The organism is Sphingobium herbicidovorans, assembly GCF_002080435.1.
Lineage (GTDB): Bacteria > Pseudomonadota > Alphaproteobacteria > Sphingomonadales > Sphingomonadaceae > Sphingobium > Sphingobium herbicidovorans.
Window position 1 is genome coordinate 165,747 of record NZ_CP020539.1, and the last position, 14,495, is coordinate 180,241.

Below are 14,495 nucleotides of genomic sequence, written 5' to 3' on the forward strand. Positions count from 1 at the left end.
CTTAAATCAAGCCCGCTTTCGTGCGGGTGATTTCGCAGGAGCCTTGGTGGCAGGCTTCTTCGCACTGGCCTTGGTCGGCGAGTTTGTCGCTGACTTCTTTGCCGCAGGCTTTGAGCCGCCCGAACCCCCGAGAGAATTCTTGAGCGCTGCCATAAGATCGACGACGTTGCTGCCGCGCGGATCGGCGCCGCCCTCATCCGTGTCGATGTTCAGGGTCTTGCCTTTCTTTTTGCGCTCAATGAGGTCCTTCAGCGCGTCAACATAACGGTCATGGAATTCGCTCGCGTCGAATTTCCCAGTCTTCTTGTCGATGAGTGTTGTCGCAAGGTCGAGTAGCTCCTCGTCGGGATCTGCGTCGCCAATGTCGCGAAAATAGCTGGCGGCCTTGTTTACTTCGTCGGCGTAGCGCAGGGTCTCCATCACCATGCCACGCCCGCATGCCTTGATCGACACGACATATTCACGGCCGCGCATCGCCAACTGGCCAAGGCCGATCTTGCGGCTCCGGCGCAGCGCTTCCCGCAACACAATAAAGGCCTCTTCCGCCAAATCATCGGCCGGCACCACGTAATAGGGCTTTTCAAAATAGATCATGTCGATGTCCTGGGCATCGACGAACTGCGTTAACTCCAGCGTCTTCTTGCTTTCCAGTTTAACACCCTCAATCTCCTTCTCGTCGAGCAGGACATATTCGCCCTTGGCATATTCAAAGCCTTTGACGATGTCTTCGACGTTCACTGGGCCGATCCCTGGAACGACTTTCTCATATTTGATGCGTTTGCCCGATGGCTCATGGATCTGATTGAATGCGATGGTCGCGCCGCTCTTGGTCGCGGAATAGATTTCGACGGGAATGGACACCAGCGCCAAGCGAATCTGGCCTCTCCAATAGGGTCGTGCAGCCATGATCAGTCTCTCCGGCTTAGTGGGTGATGAACCACTGGAGCTCGTGCCCGTTCCCTCATTATCCCTCTCCGATGACCGCGTGGCCGGGGCACGGTCATCGCGGAGCTTGCCTTAAGGTGTCAGCGGACTTCCTCGCTGCCGGTTCTGCGTGATCGCTGTCAGGGCCAGCAGCCTTCTATCTCCGTTTCGAGCGAGAAGCTGAGGAATGTGCGGATGACGACGATAGCTGCAAGTGAGCCGAGGCTCGTGAAGGTGAGCGGCGTAGTGACGGTCGACATGATGTCTGTGCCAACCAGAAGTTCCAGGCCAAGCAGAATCTCACGTCCAAGACTGGCGATATCGATCATAGGCCTGACGCCAGTCGCCCCGCACGCCCTCACGCAGGAAATATGCGCTCGCCAGTAAGGTGCCGCCGACGATGAACGCCATCCCCGCGAACTCGATCATTTTTGCGAGGAGATCGATCGCCGCGTGTGTCTGCTCCATGGCCAGTACAAGTCCGGCAGAGACCAAGCTGTTCCCAAAACGCCAGCCATTGTGAGTTGGGCTAGCGTAGCAGCGCTCGTGTGTTCGCCAGATCGTTCCTGATGGTCGTGGCTGCCACGCCACCCTCGCCCATGGCATGGCTGATCTGGTCTAAGCCCTTCGCAACATCTCCAGCAGCGTATAGGCCAGGAACACTCGTGCGTTGGTGCTCGTCCACGATCAAGCAGCCATCATCCGTGCCTTCTGCACCCAGCATCATCGCAAGTTCCGACCGGATCACCGATCCTAGAGCCGGATAAACGCTGTCATAGGCGACTGACCCCTGCGGTGTCGGGACGAGGATCCGGTCACCGTCTATGCAAAGGGGGTTACACGGGCCATCGCACATCTTCACGCCCGCCTCTTCGAGACGGCCATGCTGCTCGGCGGTCAGGTCGTGTTCGCCGTCAGGTGCGATCAAAGTCACGTCAGCACTATACATACGCAGGAACAGCGCCTCTTCCGCGCCGTGCCCTGTCGTTCCAATCACCGCGACCTTCCGATCGGTAATTTCATAGCCGTCGCAGATGGGGCAGTAGCGCAGCATTCCCCGTTCTAGAGCAACGTCGTGGATTTCTGGCGCGATCGGGGGCCGGTTGTTCACGACCCCGGTTGCGAGAAGGATGGTGCGCGTGCTCCAGTGCTCCTGTCCGACAGAAGCGATGAACATATCGCTTTCCTGCGCCAGCTTCTCGACCAAACCGTTGCTGACATGACCGCCAAAATCCGCTGCCTGTTCGCGCATCCGCGCCAGCAACTCCTTGCCAGAAATCCCCCCGGGATAGCCGGCGTGATTGCGTATGTGTGGGATCATGGCGGCACGGCTATGGCCCGCATCGATGATGCCGATCCTCAAGTGAAAGCGCGCGAGATAGATCGCCGCCGTAAGCCCTCCAGGGCCGGCACCTATTATAAGACAATCCATATTTTCGGTCATGGTGAACCGGTTCCTTCGCCAGATGATCTACACGGCAGCGCCTCTGTGATGGAGAAGTTCCATTCTCCGCATCGGCACCCGTTGACAGCGGTTCTTGAACGCTCGAGTTCAACCTCGAGTTGGCTAGCCGCTTTTTCAGCGATTTGGCATCGAACAGCTCAGCCTCGATCGCTTGCGAGCCGCGCCACCCAAGCTGGGTTGGTGCGGAGGCAGAAGCGCTGCTCTACCAGCACCGATTGCGCGTGTCGCGGCCGATCCAGCCCTCTCCGGCAGCCTCGCACAGCGGGGCGCGGCAGGCCTGCGTTGCGGGCGGCTCCACGGCTCTCCATGTACCGATCCAGTTATGGCGTTCGAATGAGTTCCCATGCGGAACAACTGTTTGCGCAAGACGGCGCGCACGCGGCGACCTGGCGCATCTTCGATAATACAGCCCTCGTCAGCGGCAATCAGTGACGCCTTGGCTTTATCCGACGCCGTTGAAAAGATCAGCAGCACCTTGCGCTGACGATATGAGAATGACGCTGCCAGTCCGGCGTTGGAACTCTCCTGATCACGAGCGCTTGATGGCCGAGGGCTAGAACTGTGAGTGGGTTTACTTATGCGCCTTGCGCCGATCCTCGGCCAGTCTACTTGTTGCATGCGGTGGTAACGATGGCCCTAATTGACGGCAGCAGTCAGGCCGCGTTTGAAAGCAGCTTGCGGCCGCCCGGCGCGATATAGGGCCGAAGGATCGTATCAAGTTGGAGGCGGCGATCCTTGAACACCAAGTTCGCATGTCGCCAAGCCCGATAATCGCCGGGAATATGAGAGGCTGGTGCGGCACGGTATGGACGGCCTTACGGCGCCCGCCATTGCCGCGCAGCTCAACAAGGATATTGACCGCGTTAACAGGAAGGCAGCGGATGCCGTGTTCGATGCAAAGCGGGCGCTGAAGGAGCGTTGAAGCGACGCATTTCGTCACGGGCTACCGCCCAACGTTCCCGAAGTTGCTGGCTCCCAATAATGAGAGCAGGGTGAGTGTGAGGATCGCTGAGACCAGCAGCGATACGGGGCAGCAAGCTTATTGGAAAAGAGAAAGAACGTCACCGCTCCCAGTGTCACGGATTGGAAAAGGCTGTCACCCGCATCGACCGCCGTTTCCCAACCGTCAATCCCGACGAACGCAGCGACGCTTGTGAAGTTGCTCGGAAGTGTGGAAACAAAGCGGCGCGTCAACGTTGCGCAATGGCAACAAGGAGGAGAGGCTTATGCGATGGTTCGCTTTTCTCATCACTGTGACTGGCGCAGCATCGACCGTTCAGGCTCAACTGCCTGCCGCCAGCCCGGTCCTGACGCCCGATGAGACCCTGCTGGTCGTCAGCGGAGAAGGGCAAAGCCGCCGCATCCCTGATGTAGCGGTATTTTCAGCAGGGGTTGTCACCCAGGGCAGGACGGGAGGCGAGGCGCTCGGCGCCAATGCAACACGCATGAACGAAGTCGTAACCGCCCTCAAACGTGCCGGCATTGCGGATCTCGATATTCAGACCTCGGCGCTCTCCTTGCAGCCGCAATATTCCAATCCCGAGCAGGAAGCCCAGATCAGGGCAAGGATTACGCGCGAGCCCTATATCCCGCCAGCACAGCTCCAGGCACCGCGGATCATCGGTTATGAGGCGCGCAACAATGTGCAAGTACGCGTCCGAAAATTGGGGCAGATGGGCCGCATCATTGACACCCTGGTCCAAGCTGGCGCGAACCAAGTGGACGGCCCCTCCTTCACGCTCGATGAACCCAAAGCGGCGCTCGACGAGGCACGCGCAGAAGCGGTTCGCGAAGCGCGCTCTCGCGCCGAGCTTTACGCGCGAGCGGCTGGTCTTCGCATTTCCCGTATCCTCTCGATCAGCGAAGGCGGCGGCTATTATCCGCAGCCGATCGTCGTCACCGGGCGCATGGGGGGAGCACCGCCCGCTCCCCCACCACCACCGAGTCCGGTCGCGCCGGGCGAGCTGATGCTTGGCGCGACGGTTTCCGTTCAGTTCGCGCTCCGGCCATAGCTGTAAGGCTTACCACGGGCATGGAAAATGGCTTAGCGGCGTCCTTGCTTGCGTTCGCCTCTGCGGCGATCCAGCGACACGGGCCGATCAGGATATTTTCTGCGCTCCAGGCAAGTCGCAAGACGGGTTTGACATCCCAAACACCGGCCTTATGCCATCGCACAAAGCGGTTGTAGCAGGTGGTTCGCGGTCCGTAGCGCTCGGTAGATCGCGCCACGGGGCACCGGTCCGGTCGCCCCCAAAAGTTCGAAGCCGCGTCGTCTCCGTCAAACGGGATGTCAGCCAATCCGCCACGCCGGACAATATGGGCCAGCCCGTCTCGCGCAAATAGCGGACATCGCGCACCGCCTCGACATGGAGCGGAAGGCACGCGGGACATGCAGCGACACGTGGGCCGCATGCGCCGCGCCCGATGCGGGGCCGGGTGTTGCTTCCTCGCCCGAACGTGGCGCTGCCTCCCAAGGGAAACGCAGTCCATCCTTGTTGTCGAGCATCGCATACATGCGCGCGGCATCGAAATGTCGGGCGCGAAAGCCCAGTAGGCTGCGCGCCGCATTGGCCTAGACCAACAATAGGGGCGGGACGCAGAAGGCGTCGCGCCACGGCGCGCCGGAACGCAGCACCCAGAAGATGCCGTCCAGCACGCGGCGGTCATCGACGCGCGCTACACCTTCGGGCTTATGCGGCAGCAGCGGCTCGATCACGCTCCTCGCTGTCATATGGCAGTTTTCTTAAAACGGCCCGCATAACGTCGCTCTTCAAATGAGCGCACGCCACGTCCCGTTAATGGTTCACGACCTAGTGAAAATCCGGATCAGCGTCATTGTTGCCGATAGTAAGATGTGGACGAGGGCTACCGTCGTCCAACAGAAGACGGGAAGGCCGGTTGAGTTTGAGCTGATAGACGATGCTCGCACCAGCCTTCTCAAATGGCTCGAATTGCGTGGCGGCTCACTCGACGATTACGTATTTCCAAGCCGCACCGACCATGCCACCCACATTAGCACCCGGCAATATACCCGTCTGGTAGATGAATGGGCGACGGGAATCGGCCTCCCTAGCGAGGATTATTGAATACATTCGCTGAGGCAGACAAAGGCGTCGATCATCTAAAAGGCAACCGGGGACCTCCGTGCTATCTAGACACTGCTGGGGCACACCAAGGTTGAAAGCACAGTCCGACATCTCAGCGTCGATGTGGAGGATGCCTTAACTCTCGCAGAATGCACGGCACTCTCGGTCGGCTGGCTCCTCGGGGTCGGGGGGGCAGAAACGGTTCAGCGGCATCGCCATGATTTCGGCTAGCCGTTTCGGAGCCGACGTTCCCATTGTGCTGTCTATGGAAGGGTTGAAGAAAGTAGGGCAATGTTGCTCAAAGCTGTCTGCGGCCATCCAAGGCGATCGCTACGATTGAAATTGCATCGGAGAATTTTGTCACACCGCATTTTCTCATGATGCGTAAGCGGTATGTCTCTATCGTTCTGACGCTAAGATGCAGTTCATTGGCCGCGGCTTCATTGCTCTTGTTGGATTGGATTAACCTTAGCATCTCTAGCTCTCGCGTTGTAAGTTTTTTCAACAAAGAGTCCGCGCAATCTCTCTGCCTCTGGATATCTTCTCTCGACGCTAGGAGGACAGATGCTTGATCTATGACTTCCAGCAGCATTTCCTTTGAAAAAGGCTGCTCGAGGAAATCATCAGCGCCTACTTTGATAACCTGAACTACTGTCTGAATATTGACATTCTCCGCGGTAGTCACCACCGGAATATCTTTCCGCCTCCCTAGCAATTGCGCCAGGACATCAACCCAGTTGTCCGCAAGATGCAAATCCAAGATTGCTACACCTGCGGGAAGGTGATTGAGGGCTTCAAGAAAGTCGCTGCCGGATGAAAATGGCGTCGGATGATATTGCTCTGCGCGAAGAGTCTCCACCAGGTTTCGGCGGATGCGAGCGTCTTTCAGGACGACATATACAGGACATTTTGCGCCCATCGCGAACGACTTATTCTCCTCCCCTCACGCGCGTAACGCATCATTGCAGAAATGGTTGCCACACCTACGCTTTTCTGGACTCCGCTTTCGAAAAACACACCCATCATTCCGCCGCTCGACGATGCACGCGGCCCATGCGCACGCCCCGCCCACGGCTTTTGACCAGGAGCCGCGTGGCTTCTCTCAGGGCCGGGGTTTCAATCATCATGCCTTCGACGGAAAGATTGCGGATCGTGCCAACCATGACGGGCGCTGAAGTAACGATCGTAGCAGTCATGTCCACTGAAGTACGGGTTTTTCCTGGATGGGTCATTAGGAGACACTTGGTTGATTAAAGTGTCATGCCCACCGAGCCAAAGCAGCGGCGCTTCCATCGGTAAGCCGCACTGGCCGCCGATCGTCCAGCGGACTTCGGGGGTGAGAAAATCCGTCGCATTGATGCTGATATGCCCCTGATCACGTAAGCTCAGACGGGGTAGAGCGACGCCGATTTGAACACCGTCCGCCGAGGATGACGGCGCAGGTCTGCGCCACCCTCAGTTGTCCTGAAAGCCTCGATTTTCTGTTCGAACATTGCGGCCCTCCGATTTTGAGAGGGGCGCTAGCGCTGCGAGCCTAAGGATCAAGAGCATGCCGGCGTCGTATTTTTACGACCGCTGAGCTGTGCGCCTGTTAACCACGCGGAGTTAAAAGGGAGTTCTTCGATCGGTCATTTCCTCCCCCGAAGGAATGGCTGCCGGTAAAGACGAGGCGCACAGAACGGTCCCCACCATGTGCCTCGTCTTTACTCCTTTTGTACGAATCTTCTATAGCGTTCGCATGTTTGAGCGATGGTTTTATATCAGCACCAGCCGCTGGGGCGCCGCGCAAGTTGATGAACAAATACGAACCATCGTCGATGTCTCAAGACCGCGCAACAGGTTACTAGGGGTAACGGGGGCGCTTCTGTTCACTGGACGCCGCTTCGCGCAATATCTTGAAGGCTCGCCCGCTGCCATAGCCGAGCTCAAGCAAAGTATAATTAGAGACGTTCGACATGAGGATGTTCGAACGATTGCATCTGGACCTTACGACGTCCGGCGGTTTTTGACCTGGTCTCTTGCTTATGCCGGGCCTTCCCGATTCATTGCAAATATGGTGGAAGACGCGCTTGATGACGAACTTCATGGTAATATCGACAGCGTTGAACCTTTGGCTGAAGTGCTTGCTGGCTTCGCGGTCGAGGGACATAGCTGACGCGAGGGCGCTGGCCGCATACCAGACGTAAGAAGGCGGCCGCGTAGTTCGGGGAGGTGCTGATCAACCGCTCTTCAACGCGGCTCTGACGGACGTCAATTTTTACCCCCCATCGATAAGCTGACGGTCAGCAGCTGAAAACCTGATTTTGGCTCTTGAGCGGCAAGGGAGCGATTCGAAAAATACAGGTGAATTCAACACCGCGTCAGGCCGTCATTCCCTTCCCGCTTGGCGGTTGGAATGACCGATCGGAATGGACTGACCGTCGATTGTTCATGATCTGGTCGTATCGATGCTCTGCAACCCCGTAGAATGGGCCGCAATAAGTCTCAAGCCCCTGCCTGTCCCGAATGACCACCAGCCCCCGCTGCGCGCGTACCCATCCTTCGCCTTCCAGCCTGTGGATCGCGTGGGTAATGCTCGCGCGCCGGACGCCGAGCATAAGCGACATATTCTCATGCGTGAGCGGCATCTCGTCGACACCTACCCGATCATGGTACATCAACAATTTGCGCGCCAGCCGGGTCTGCACGTTCGCCCGCACGCTGGCGCTGACCGTAAGGCTCATCTGCGCTATTTGCGTCTGCACATAACGCAGCAGATAGGTGCGCAGCATCTCGCTGGATCGCATGACTTGGAGGAGATCTGACCGCGTGATGACCAACGCGCGTCCCGCAATCTGGACATAGCTGTCACGCTGCGGAACAAGGTCAGCGACGAGCGTGCTCGCCCCGATCATACCCTCTCGACCGATCAGGCCCACCTCTATGGGGTCCCGCAGGTCGCCGGTCTCGAGCAGCGAGATCACCCCTGATTCGATGAAGTAAATATTTTTTGAACGAGAGCCGGTGCGTTCGAGATAAGCCTTTGCCGGAAGTTCTTCGGGATGAAGATCACGTGCTATTATCTGTCTATCTTGCGGCGCCATGCCGACCAGCAGGTGATTGCATGTCTTTGCAATACTGGCGTTGCCTTGCATGGCGCAGAGCCCCTCCTGTAGCGGCGGTGCCCGTCGAATCCTCGGCGGCATCTCTCGTTTTCAACCATTTATAAGCTCTGGGCGCGAAATTCGTTGCATCTTCGTACGGGAAAATACCTGGCGTATAGGGATTACCTCCATGGGATGATCTCGCGGCATTTCCATTGGACGGCGTCTCGACACTGCAGTATTGTACGATATCGTACTGAGTTTTGGTCTTCCGAAGAACTCAGTCCTATGTCTAAAGGGGAACAGAGAAAGCTCTGCTGGTGAGCATAAAGCCAAAAATATTACCGATCCGTTCGATTATGGATTTGTGATCATTCAGCATTGACTTGTACCGGTGAGAGGGTGCTGACATTTGACTGTGAGAAAAGAGAAAGCTGACAGGCTTCGTGGTAAATCAGTACAATCTTCTGGCTTGGTGCATAGATCGGGGGCAATTTCTGAATCCCGTCCGCGAGATCCGGTGACCGCTATGTCGGCAAAGATGCTGCACGAGCGCTTCTGGGCTGTGGCGGACGGCGCCGCAGAGTAGGCAGTCCGCGGACCGTTTTAGGGGGTCGCGCTCGGCAAGGTCGATGGCCTTGCCAATCGTACAACCCACTCGCCCGTCATTGACGATCTTCAGAGGCGACCCGAGAGTCTTCACCAGAAGACTCTCCACTCGGGCCGGCAATTTGCCGGCCCGCCTTTTGGCCTGCAGGGATCATGGCCGCCCCGTTTCAATGAGGAACTGGGCCTTTCAAGAGTAACCGTCTGTTTTTTGAACATTGATGCGGAGGGCTTATTATGAGCAGAGTTGCAGTCGTTACCGGAGGCACTCGCGGTATTGGCGAGGCGATCAGTCTGGCGCTGAAGGAAATGGGCCATGCCGTTGCCGCCATCTATGCAGGCAATGAGGGGAAGGCGCAGGCGTTCTCGGACCGGACCGGAATTGCGACTTTTAAATGGGATGTGGGGAATCACCAGGCGTGCTTGGACGGCTGCGCGGCTGTCAACGAAGTCCTGGGGCCGGTGGACATCGTGGTCAACAATGCCGGCATCACGCGTGACGGCGTGCTTTCCAAGATGAGCTTCGATGACTGGAACGAAGTCCTGCGCATTAATCTGGGTGGCTGTTTTAACATGGCCAAGGCCGCCTTTGGTGGAATGCGCAACCGCGGTTGGGGCCGTATTGTGAACATCGGCTCAGTCAACGGCCAGTCGGGTCAATATGGCCAGGTAAACTATGCGGCTGCAAAGTCGGGCATCCACGGCTTTACCAAGGCGCTCGCGCAAGAAGGTGCAAAATATGGCGTTACGGTGAACGCGATCGCGCCGGGCTATATCGACACGGACATGGTGGCCGCGGTGCCGTTACCGGTTTTGGAGAAGATCGTGGCCAGGATCCCTGTCGGCCGCCTCGGCCAAGCGCAGGAGATTGCCCGTGGGGTCGCATTCCTTTGCAGCGATGATGCGGGGTTTGTCACCGGCAGCACTATGTCCATCAATGGCGGCCAGCACATGTATTGAACAGCATTCCACCCTAGAGCGACATATGCAGAGGGCATCGGCCATTTTGCGGCTGACCCGCTGAAGCAGATGGTCCGCAGTCGGAAGTTAAAACCGGGGCGCTGAACGACCAAGTAGGGTCGACGACAGAAGGCGACATCTGAGACAAAGTTGCCGTTAGCGGGTGCCGCTGCGAACGTCAGCTCTTTATCTATAGCGGGCATTCATACGCGCGCAGGGTCTGGTGAAATTAGCAGCGGCTGGCGGTGCGTCAGTGCGAATACCGGGTACTGAACTGAGTAGACGCGGTTTGGAGCGCGATGACCGCAAAGCTCATGGATAACGCTAGTGATCCCGACATGTCTTGCACGCGCTCGGCTTTCCTGCCTGCGGCTTGACATTCACCAACAAGTCTCGTTATCTGTACGATGCCGTTCGATTTAAATGATGGAAATTGGGCTGTTGCTGACGGCCAAGTACAAACAGTGCGGCCGCGAAGGGGATGGAAGCTTGGCCGTTGGACAAAAGGTTTATAGGCCCGCGAACATCTTGCGGGACATGCGACGCCGGAACAACGGCGGGGAATCCTGCCCCCCGCGTAGGCCGTCAGGGCGCTGCATTGCCCTTGTAACGATGCTGTTTCTCCACCCTGCTTCTCTAAATGCGCAAGATATTCTGTATGCTCAGGACCAGCGCAAGGCGGTAGAGGCAAAGTCCGTAATACGTGGCCGATGGTCTAATCCAGATCTTTCTCCGGACCTTCGCGCCGATGCAGCGCTGGCCGCGATGACGCACCAGGAGAAGATTGCCATCCTGAACGCGGACCCGATTGGCGCGCCCCGCCTTGGCATCCCCGCAATCAAAGAGACCGATGCGAGCCTTGGCGTTGCGAATATCGGGAACATGCGAAAGGGATTTGTCGCAACGGCTTTGCCAGCTTCGCTGCTTTTAGGCTCATCGTGGGACCCTGACCTGGCCTTCCGGGGCGGCGCGATGATTGGATCGGAAGCGCGCGCCAGCGGCTTCGGCATCCTCCTGGGAGGGGGTGCAAACCTGATCCTCGACCCGCGCGCGGGGCGCAACTTCGAATATATAAGCGAAGACCCGCTGCTCACGGGCGTGTTAGCCGGTCGATCGATTGCGGGTATTCAGAGCAACAAGATCATTTCGACGCTGAAGCATTTCGCTCTCAACAACCAGGAAACCGGCCGGGCCGTCTACTCGGTCGAAATGAACGAACAGACCATGCGCGAAACCGAGTTGCTCGCTTTTCAGATCGCGAACGAGATCGGCAAGCCCGGTTCGGTCATGTGCTCCTACAACCGTGTCAACGGCGTCTATGCCTGTGAAAACAAGTTCCTGCTTCTGGATGTCTTGAGACGGGACTGGGGGTACAAGGGCTTTGTCATGTCTGACTGGGGCGCGGTCCACTCGACCGAAGCGCTGGTCAACGGCCTGGACAAGAAGTCGGGCGGCAATATCGACACCAAGCTATTCTTCAGCAAAGAATTGGAGCCAAAACTCGCAGACGGCACCATCCCCTATGCTGCAGTAGACACTGCTGTGCGCCGGATACTGCGCACGCTCTTTGCCAGTGGGTTGGTGGATGCTCCGCCGGTTCAAGGCACAATCGACTTTGATGCTCACGCAGACATCGCCCAGGCCGCAGCTGAAGGCGGCATGGTACTCTTGCGGAACGAAGGAAATCTTCTGCCTCTCGCCCGCACGGCAAAGCGTATCGCCGTCATCGGTGGCCATGCAGATATTGGCGTTCTGTCTGGGGGCGGCTCTTCGCAGGTTGTGCCCGTCGGGGGTTTCGCCCTCGAAATTCTCCACAAAGGTCCAATCAAGCGTAGCTACGGTGGGACCGCGCCTCTGGCAGCCTTGCGCGGCGCTTTTCCGGGCGCGCAAGTGGACTATGCTGATGGCAAGGATGTCGCTGCCGCCGCCGATCTGGCGCGCAAGGCCGATGTGGCGATCCTGTTTGCCGAGAAATGGTCGAACGAGTCTGACGACAATGTCGATTTGTCACTCGGCCAGGGCCAGGACACGTTGATCGATGTAGTGGCTGCCGCCAATCCACGCAGCGTCGTCGTCCTCGAAACGGGCAACCCTGTTCTTATGCCTTGGGCTTCAAAAGTGCCCGCCATTCTGGCTGCATGGTATCCGGGTCAACGCGGTGGGGCGGCAATAGGGGCGGTTCTCTCCGGACAGGTTAACCCATCAGGCCATCTTCCTGTGACCTGGCCCGCCGGGCTGGAGCAGCTGGCGTTGCCCGTCCTTCCCGGTTCCAATGTACCTCGCGCCAATGCCGAGGTTCGTCGGGCGTTCGGCTTTCAGGCAGACAGAATGCCCTTTGACCTCGAATATCCGGAAGGCTCCGACATCGGCTATCGCTGGTTCGAGAGAACCGGCGCGAAACCGCTGTATCCCTTTGGCTATGGCCTCAGCTATTCGGCATTCCGCTATGACAGCTTGAAGGCGACAGGGGGACGCCAACTCAAAGTGACGTTTCGCGTAACCAATATCGGGAGTCGTGATGGGGCAGACGTTCCACAGGTCTATGTTTCGCCACCGGGACGCACCAAGCGCCTGGTTGGTTGGGGCAAGCCCTATCTGAAAGCTGGAGAATCGACGATGGTGACCGTCACCGCCGATCCCCGGCTGATCGGGCAATTCGACCGGAAGTTACAGAAATGGATCATTCGTAAAGGACAATATGGGGTCGAACTTGCCCACGATGCTGGAGACACGGTTCAGTTCTCACATGTCGCAATGAACCAACGCGAGGTTCGTCCCTAGCTATCGGACGAACCGAAATAATAGCAGATCAGGAGAGAGATAATGTGGAATCGGCGAGACATTGTCAAAGCAGGCGCGGTGTTGACAACAGCGACTGCTCTGGGCCGTCCGGCCTTCGCTCAAGATAGCAGCGAAAAGGTAACCGTCGATCTGCGACGCGAAATCGGTCCGCTGGATCATGTCTGGTCGCGCTGCGCCGGATCCGATCGCGCCGCCATGACCTTGCGTGAGGAATGGCGCAGAGATCTGGAACGCTTTCACAAGGAAGCGGGGCTGGAGCGCGTCCGCTTCCACGGCATCTTCGCCGATGAGCTCGGCGTGTGGTACACAGGCGCGAAGCCCAATTTCCAAAATGTAAACGCCGTCTATGACGGTATCCTCGCGCGCGGCGTACAGCCTTTCGTGGAACTCAGCTTCATGCCGCGCAAGCTGGCCAGCGGGACGAGGAAGTTCGGCTTCTACGGCGCGAACATCACGCCGCCCAAGTCGCTTGACGACTGGTCCGCCTTCATCACCACCTTCGTCCAGCATCTCGTGGACCGCTATGGCCGCGAACAGGTGCGCCAATGGTATTTCGAGGTCTGGAATGAACCGGATCTGGTCTTCTTCTTCTCCGGAACGCAGGCTGATTATTTCCAGCTCTACAAGGTGACCGCTGCCGCCGTGAAGTCGGTCGATCCTGCGTTCAAGGTCGGCGGTCCATCCACTTCGGCTGTCCAGTGGGTCGACTCCTTCCTCGCCTTCTGCGCCGCCAATGACTGTCCCGTCGATTTCGTCAGCACGCATCTTTACGCTGGCGATGATCAGAAGCGTGTCTTTGGCCAGGATCGCGGGCTCAAGCAAAATCAAGTGATCCCGGCCGCGATGCAGATGGTCCGCCGCCAAATAGACGCGACCCGCTACAAGGGGGCGGAGCTTTGGTTGTCCGAGTGGTCATCGGACAGCCCGGCGATGATCGCTCATGTCATCACCAACTGCCTGCCCTATTGTCATTCCATGTCGCAATGGACGATGAGTAGCTCCTACGAGGAAACCGGAGTGCTGGACTTCATACTGAAGGAAGGCGATAATGGCTGGGGCATGCTGGCGCGCGGCAGCATCGCAAAGCCGCAGTTCAACACCTATAAGCTCATGAACCGCCTGGGTACGCGCCGTCTGGCATCGACCGGCCCGGCGCTCGCTTCGCGCACGGCACAGGGTGCTTCAGTTATGGTATGGAACCTCGCCGATGTGCAGCAGGCGGCAGGCATTCCGGGGATGAGCAGCACACGTACCGTTTCGGGCGTGCCCAAGTCACTCGACATCGCCTTCCGTGGCGCCGCCGCCGGGGCAGCTGCTCGGATTAGCTATGTCGATATGGAACGGGGCTCACCCTTGCCAATGTGGCGTAAGCTCGGCTCACCACAATATCCCACGCCCGCGCAGGTCGAACAGATCCGCGCTTCGGCCGAAATCGCCGCCCCCGAAACACGGCAACTCGGGAAAGGCGGCACGCTCTCGATCGACCTGCCGCCGGAAGGCATTGCGCTGATCCAGCTGGTTGAAGGCTAGGCAACGGCCCCTTCAGTTCCGTTCCGGTCTTTGAAGCGC

The 14,495-nt window shown here is 58.2% G+C and carries 13 protein-coding genes and 3 pseudogenes; 7 read left to right on the forward strand and 9 right to left on the reverse strand.

Annotation, left to right across the window (positions count from 1 at the left end; genetic code table 11):
* Positions 1-6: 6 nt before the first annotated feature.
* The 4 genes from ku to B6S01_RS15405 form a co-directional block, all read right to left on the reverse strand.
* Positions 7-906: a non-homologous end joining protein Ku gene (gene ku / locus B6S01_RS15395; protein ID WP_062793140.1), complete on the reverse strand. Its 900-nt coding sequence runs from the start codon at positions 904-906 to the stop codon at positions 7-9.
* Between the two features lie 158 nt (positions 907-1,064).
* Complete coding sequence (locus B6S01_RS22160) at positions 1,065-1,253, reverse strand: DUF1622 domain-containing protein (protein WP_244885920.1); 189 nt, start codon at positions 1,251-1,253, stop codon at positions 1,065-1,067.
* The gene (locus B6S01_RS22165) at positions 1,225-1,392 is read right to left on the reverse strand and encodes a hypothetical protein (protein ID WP_244885921.1); all 168 of its coding nucleotides are present in this window, start codon (positions 1,390-1,392) and stop codon (positions 1,225-1,227) included. The genes B6S01_RS22160 and B6S01_RS22165 overlap by 29 nt, the downstream gene beginning before the upstream one ends.
* A 61-nt stretch (positions 1,393-1,453) precedes the next feature.
* Positions 1,454-2,368, reverse strand: a complete 915-nt coding sequence (locus tag B6S01_RS15405) for an NAD(P)/FAD-dependent oxidoreductase (RefSeq protein WP_062793142.1) — start codon at positions 2,366-2,368, stop codon at positions 1,454-1,456.
* Positions 2,369-3,182: 814 nt separating this feature from the next.
* On the opposite strand from B6S01_RS15405, the gene B6S01_RS21930 reads away from it, so the two are divergent.
* On the forward strand, positions 3,183-3,311 hold the full coding sequence (locus tag B6S01_RS21930; RefSeq protein ID WP_272937804.1) for a hypothetical protein: 129 nt from the start codon (positions 3,183-3,185) through the stop codon (positions 3,309-3,311).
* Between the two features lie 304 nt (positions 3,312-3,615).
* Complete coding sequence (locus B6S01_RS15410) at positions 3,616-4,401, forward strand: SIMPL domain-containing protein (RefSeq protein WP_062793156.1); 786 nt, start codon at positions 3,616-3,618, stop codon at positions 4,399-4,401.
* A 133-nt stretch (positions 4,402-4,534) separates the two neighbouring features.
* On the opposite strand, the pseudogene B6S01_RS21130 reads toward B6S01_RS15410, so the two are convergent.
* Positions 4,535-4,632, reverse strand: a pseudogene (locus tag B6S01_RS21130) (transposase); the annotation flags it as partial.
* A gap of 362 nt (positions 4,633-4,994) precedes the next feature.
* A pseudogene (locus B6S01_RS15415) lies at positions 4,995-5,120 on the reverse strand (transposase); the annotation flags it as partial.
* A 43-nt stretch (positions 5,121-5,163) separates the two neighbouring features.
* Here B6S01_RS15415 and B6S01_RS15420 point away from each other — a divergent pair.
* Positions 5,164-5,637 (forward strand): annotated as a pseudogene (locus B6S01_RS15420) (tyrosine-type recombinase/integrase); the annotation flags it as partial.
* Positions 5,638-5,773: 136 nt separating this feature from the next.
* Here B6S01_RS15420 and B6S01_RS15425 read toward each other — a convergent pair.
* The gene (locus B6S01_RS15425) at positions 5,774-6,394 is read right to left on the reverse strand and encodes a response regulator transcription factor (RefSeq protein WP_062793144.1); all 621 of its coding nucleotides are present in this window, start codon (positions 6,392-6,394) and stop codon (positions 5,774-5,776) included.
* Positions 6,395-6,497: 103 nt separating this feature from the next.
* Positions 6,498-6,671: a hypothetical protein gene (locus B6S01_RS21400; protein WP_174525937.1), complete on the reverse strand. Its 174-nt coding sequence runs from the start codon at positions 6,669-6,671 to the stop codon at positions 6,498-6,500.
* A 452-nt stretch (positions 6,672-7,123) separates the two neighbouring features.
* On the opposite strand from B6S01_RS21400, the gene B6S01_RS15435 reads away from it, so the two are divergent.
* A complete protein-coding gene (locus B6S01_RS15435; protein WP_234810808.1) occupies positions 7,124-7,630 on the forward strand; it encodes a BLUF domain-containing protein in 507 nt (168 codons plus the stop codon).
* 205 nt (positions 7,631-7,835) lie between these two features.
* Here the strand turns inward: B6S01_RS15435 and B6S01_RS15440 are convergent, their stop codons facing one another.
* The gene (locus B6S01_RS15440; protein ID WP_062793146.1) at positions 7,836-8,609 is read right to left on the reverse strand and encodes a Crp/Fnr family transcriptional regulator; all 774 of its coding nucleotides are present in this window, start codon (positions 8,607-8,609) and stop codon (positions 7,836-7,838) included.
* A 792-nt stretch (positions 8,610-9,401) separates the two neighbouring features.
* Between B6S01_RS15440 and phbB the strand changes: the two genes are divergently transcribed.
* The 3 genes from phbB to B6S01_RS15455 all read left to right on the forward strand — a co-directional run bounded on the left by phbB (position 9,402) and on the right by B6S01_RS15455 (position 14,456).
* A complete protein-coding gene (gene phbB, locus B6S01_RS15445) occupies positions 9,402-10,124 on the forward strand; it encodes an acetoacetyl-CoA reductase (protein WP_062793148.1) in 723 nt (240 codons plus the stop codon).
* Between the two features lie 612 nt (positions 10,125-10,736).
* Positions 10,737-12,905 (forward strand): beta-glucosidase family protein, encoded by a 2,169-nt coding sequence (locus tag B6S01_RS15450; protein ID WP_081570496.1) that lies wholly within the window; start codon positions 10,737-10,739, stop codon positions 12,903-12,905.
* 42 nt (positions 12,906-12,947) lie between these two features.
* A complete protein-coding gene (locus B6S01_RS15455; RefSeq protein WP_081570497.1) occupies positions 12,948-14,456 on the forward strand; it encodes a GH39 family glycosyl hydrolase in 1,509 nt (502 codons plus the stop codon).
* The last annotated feature ends 39 nt before the right edge of the window (positions 14,457-14,495 follow it).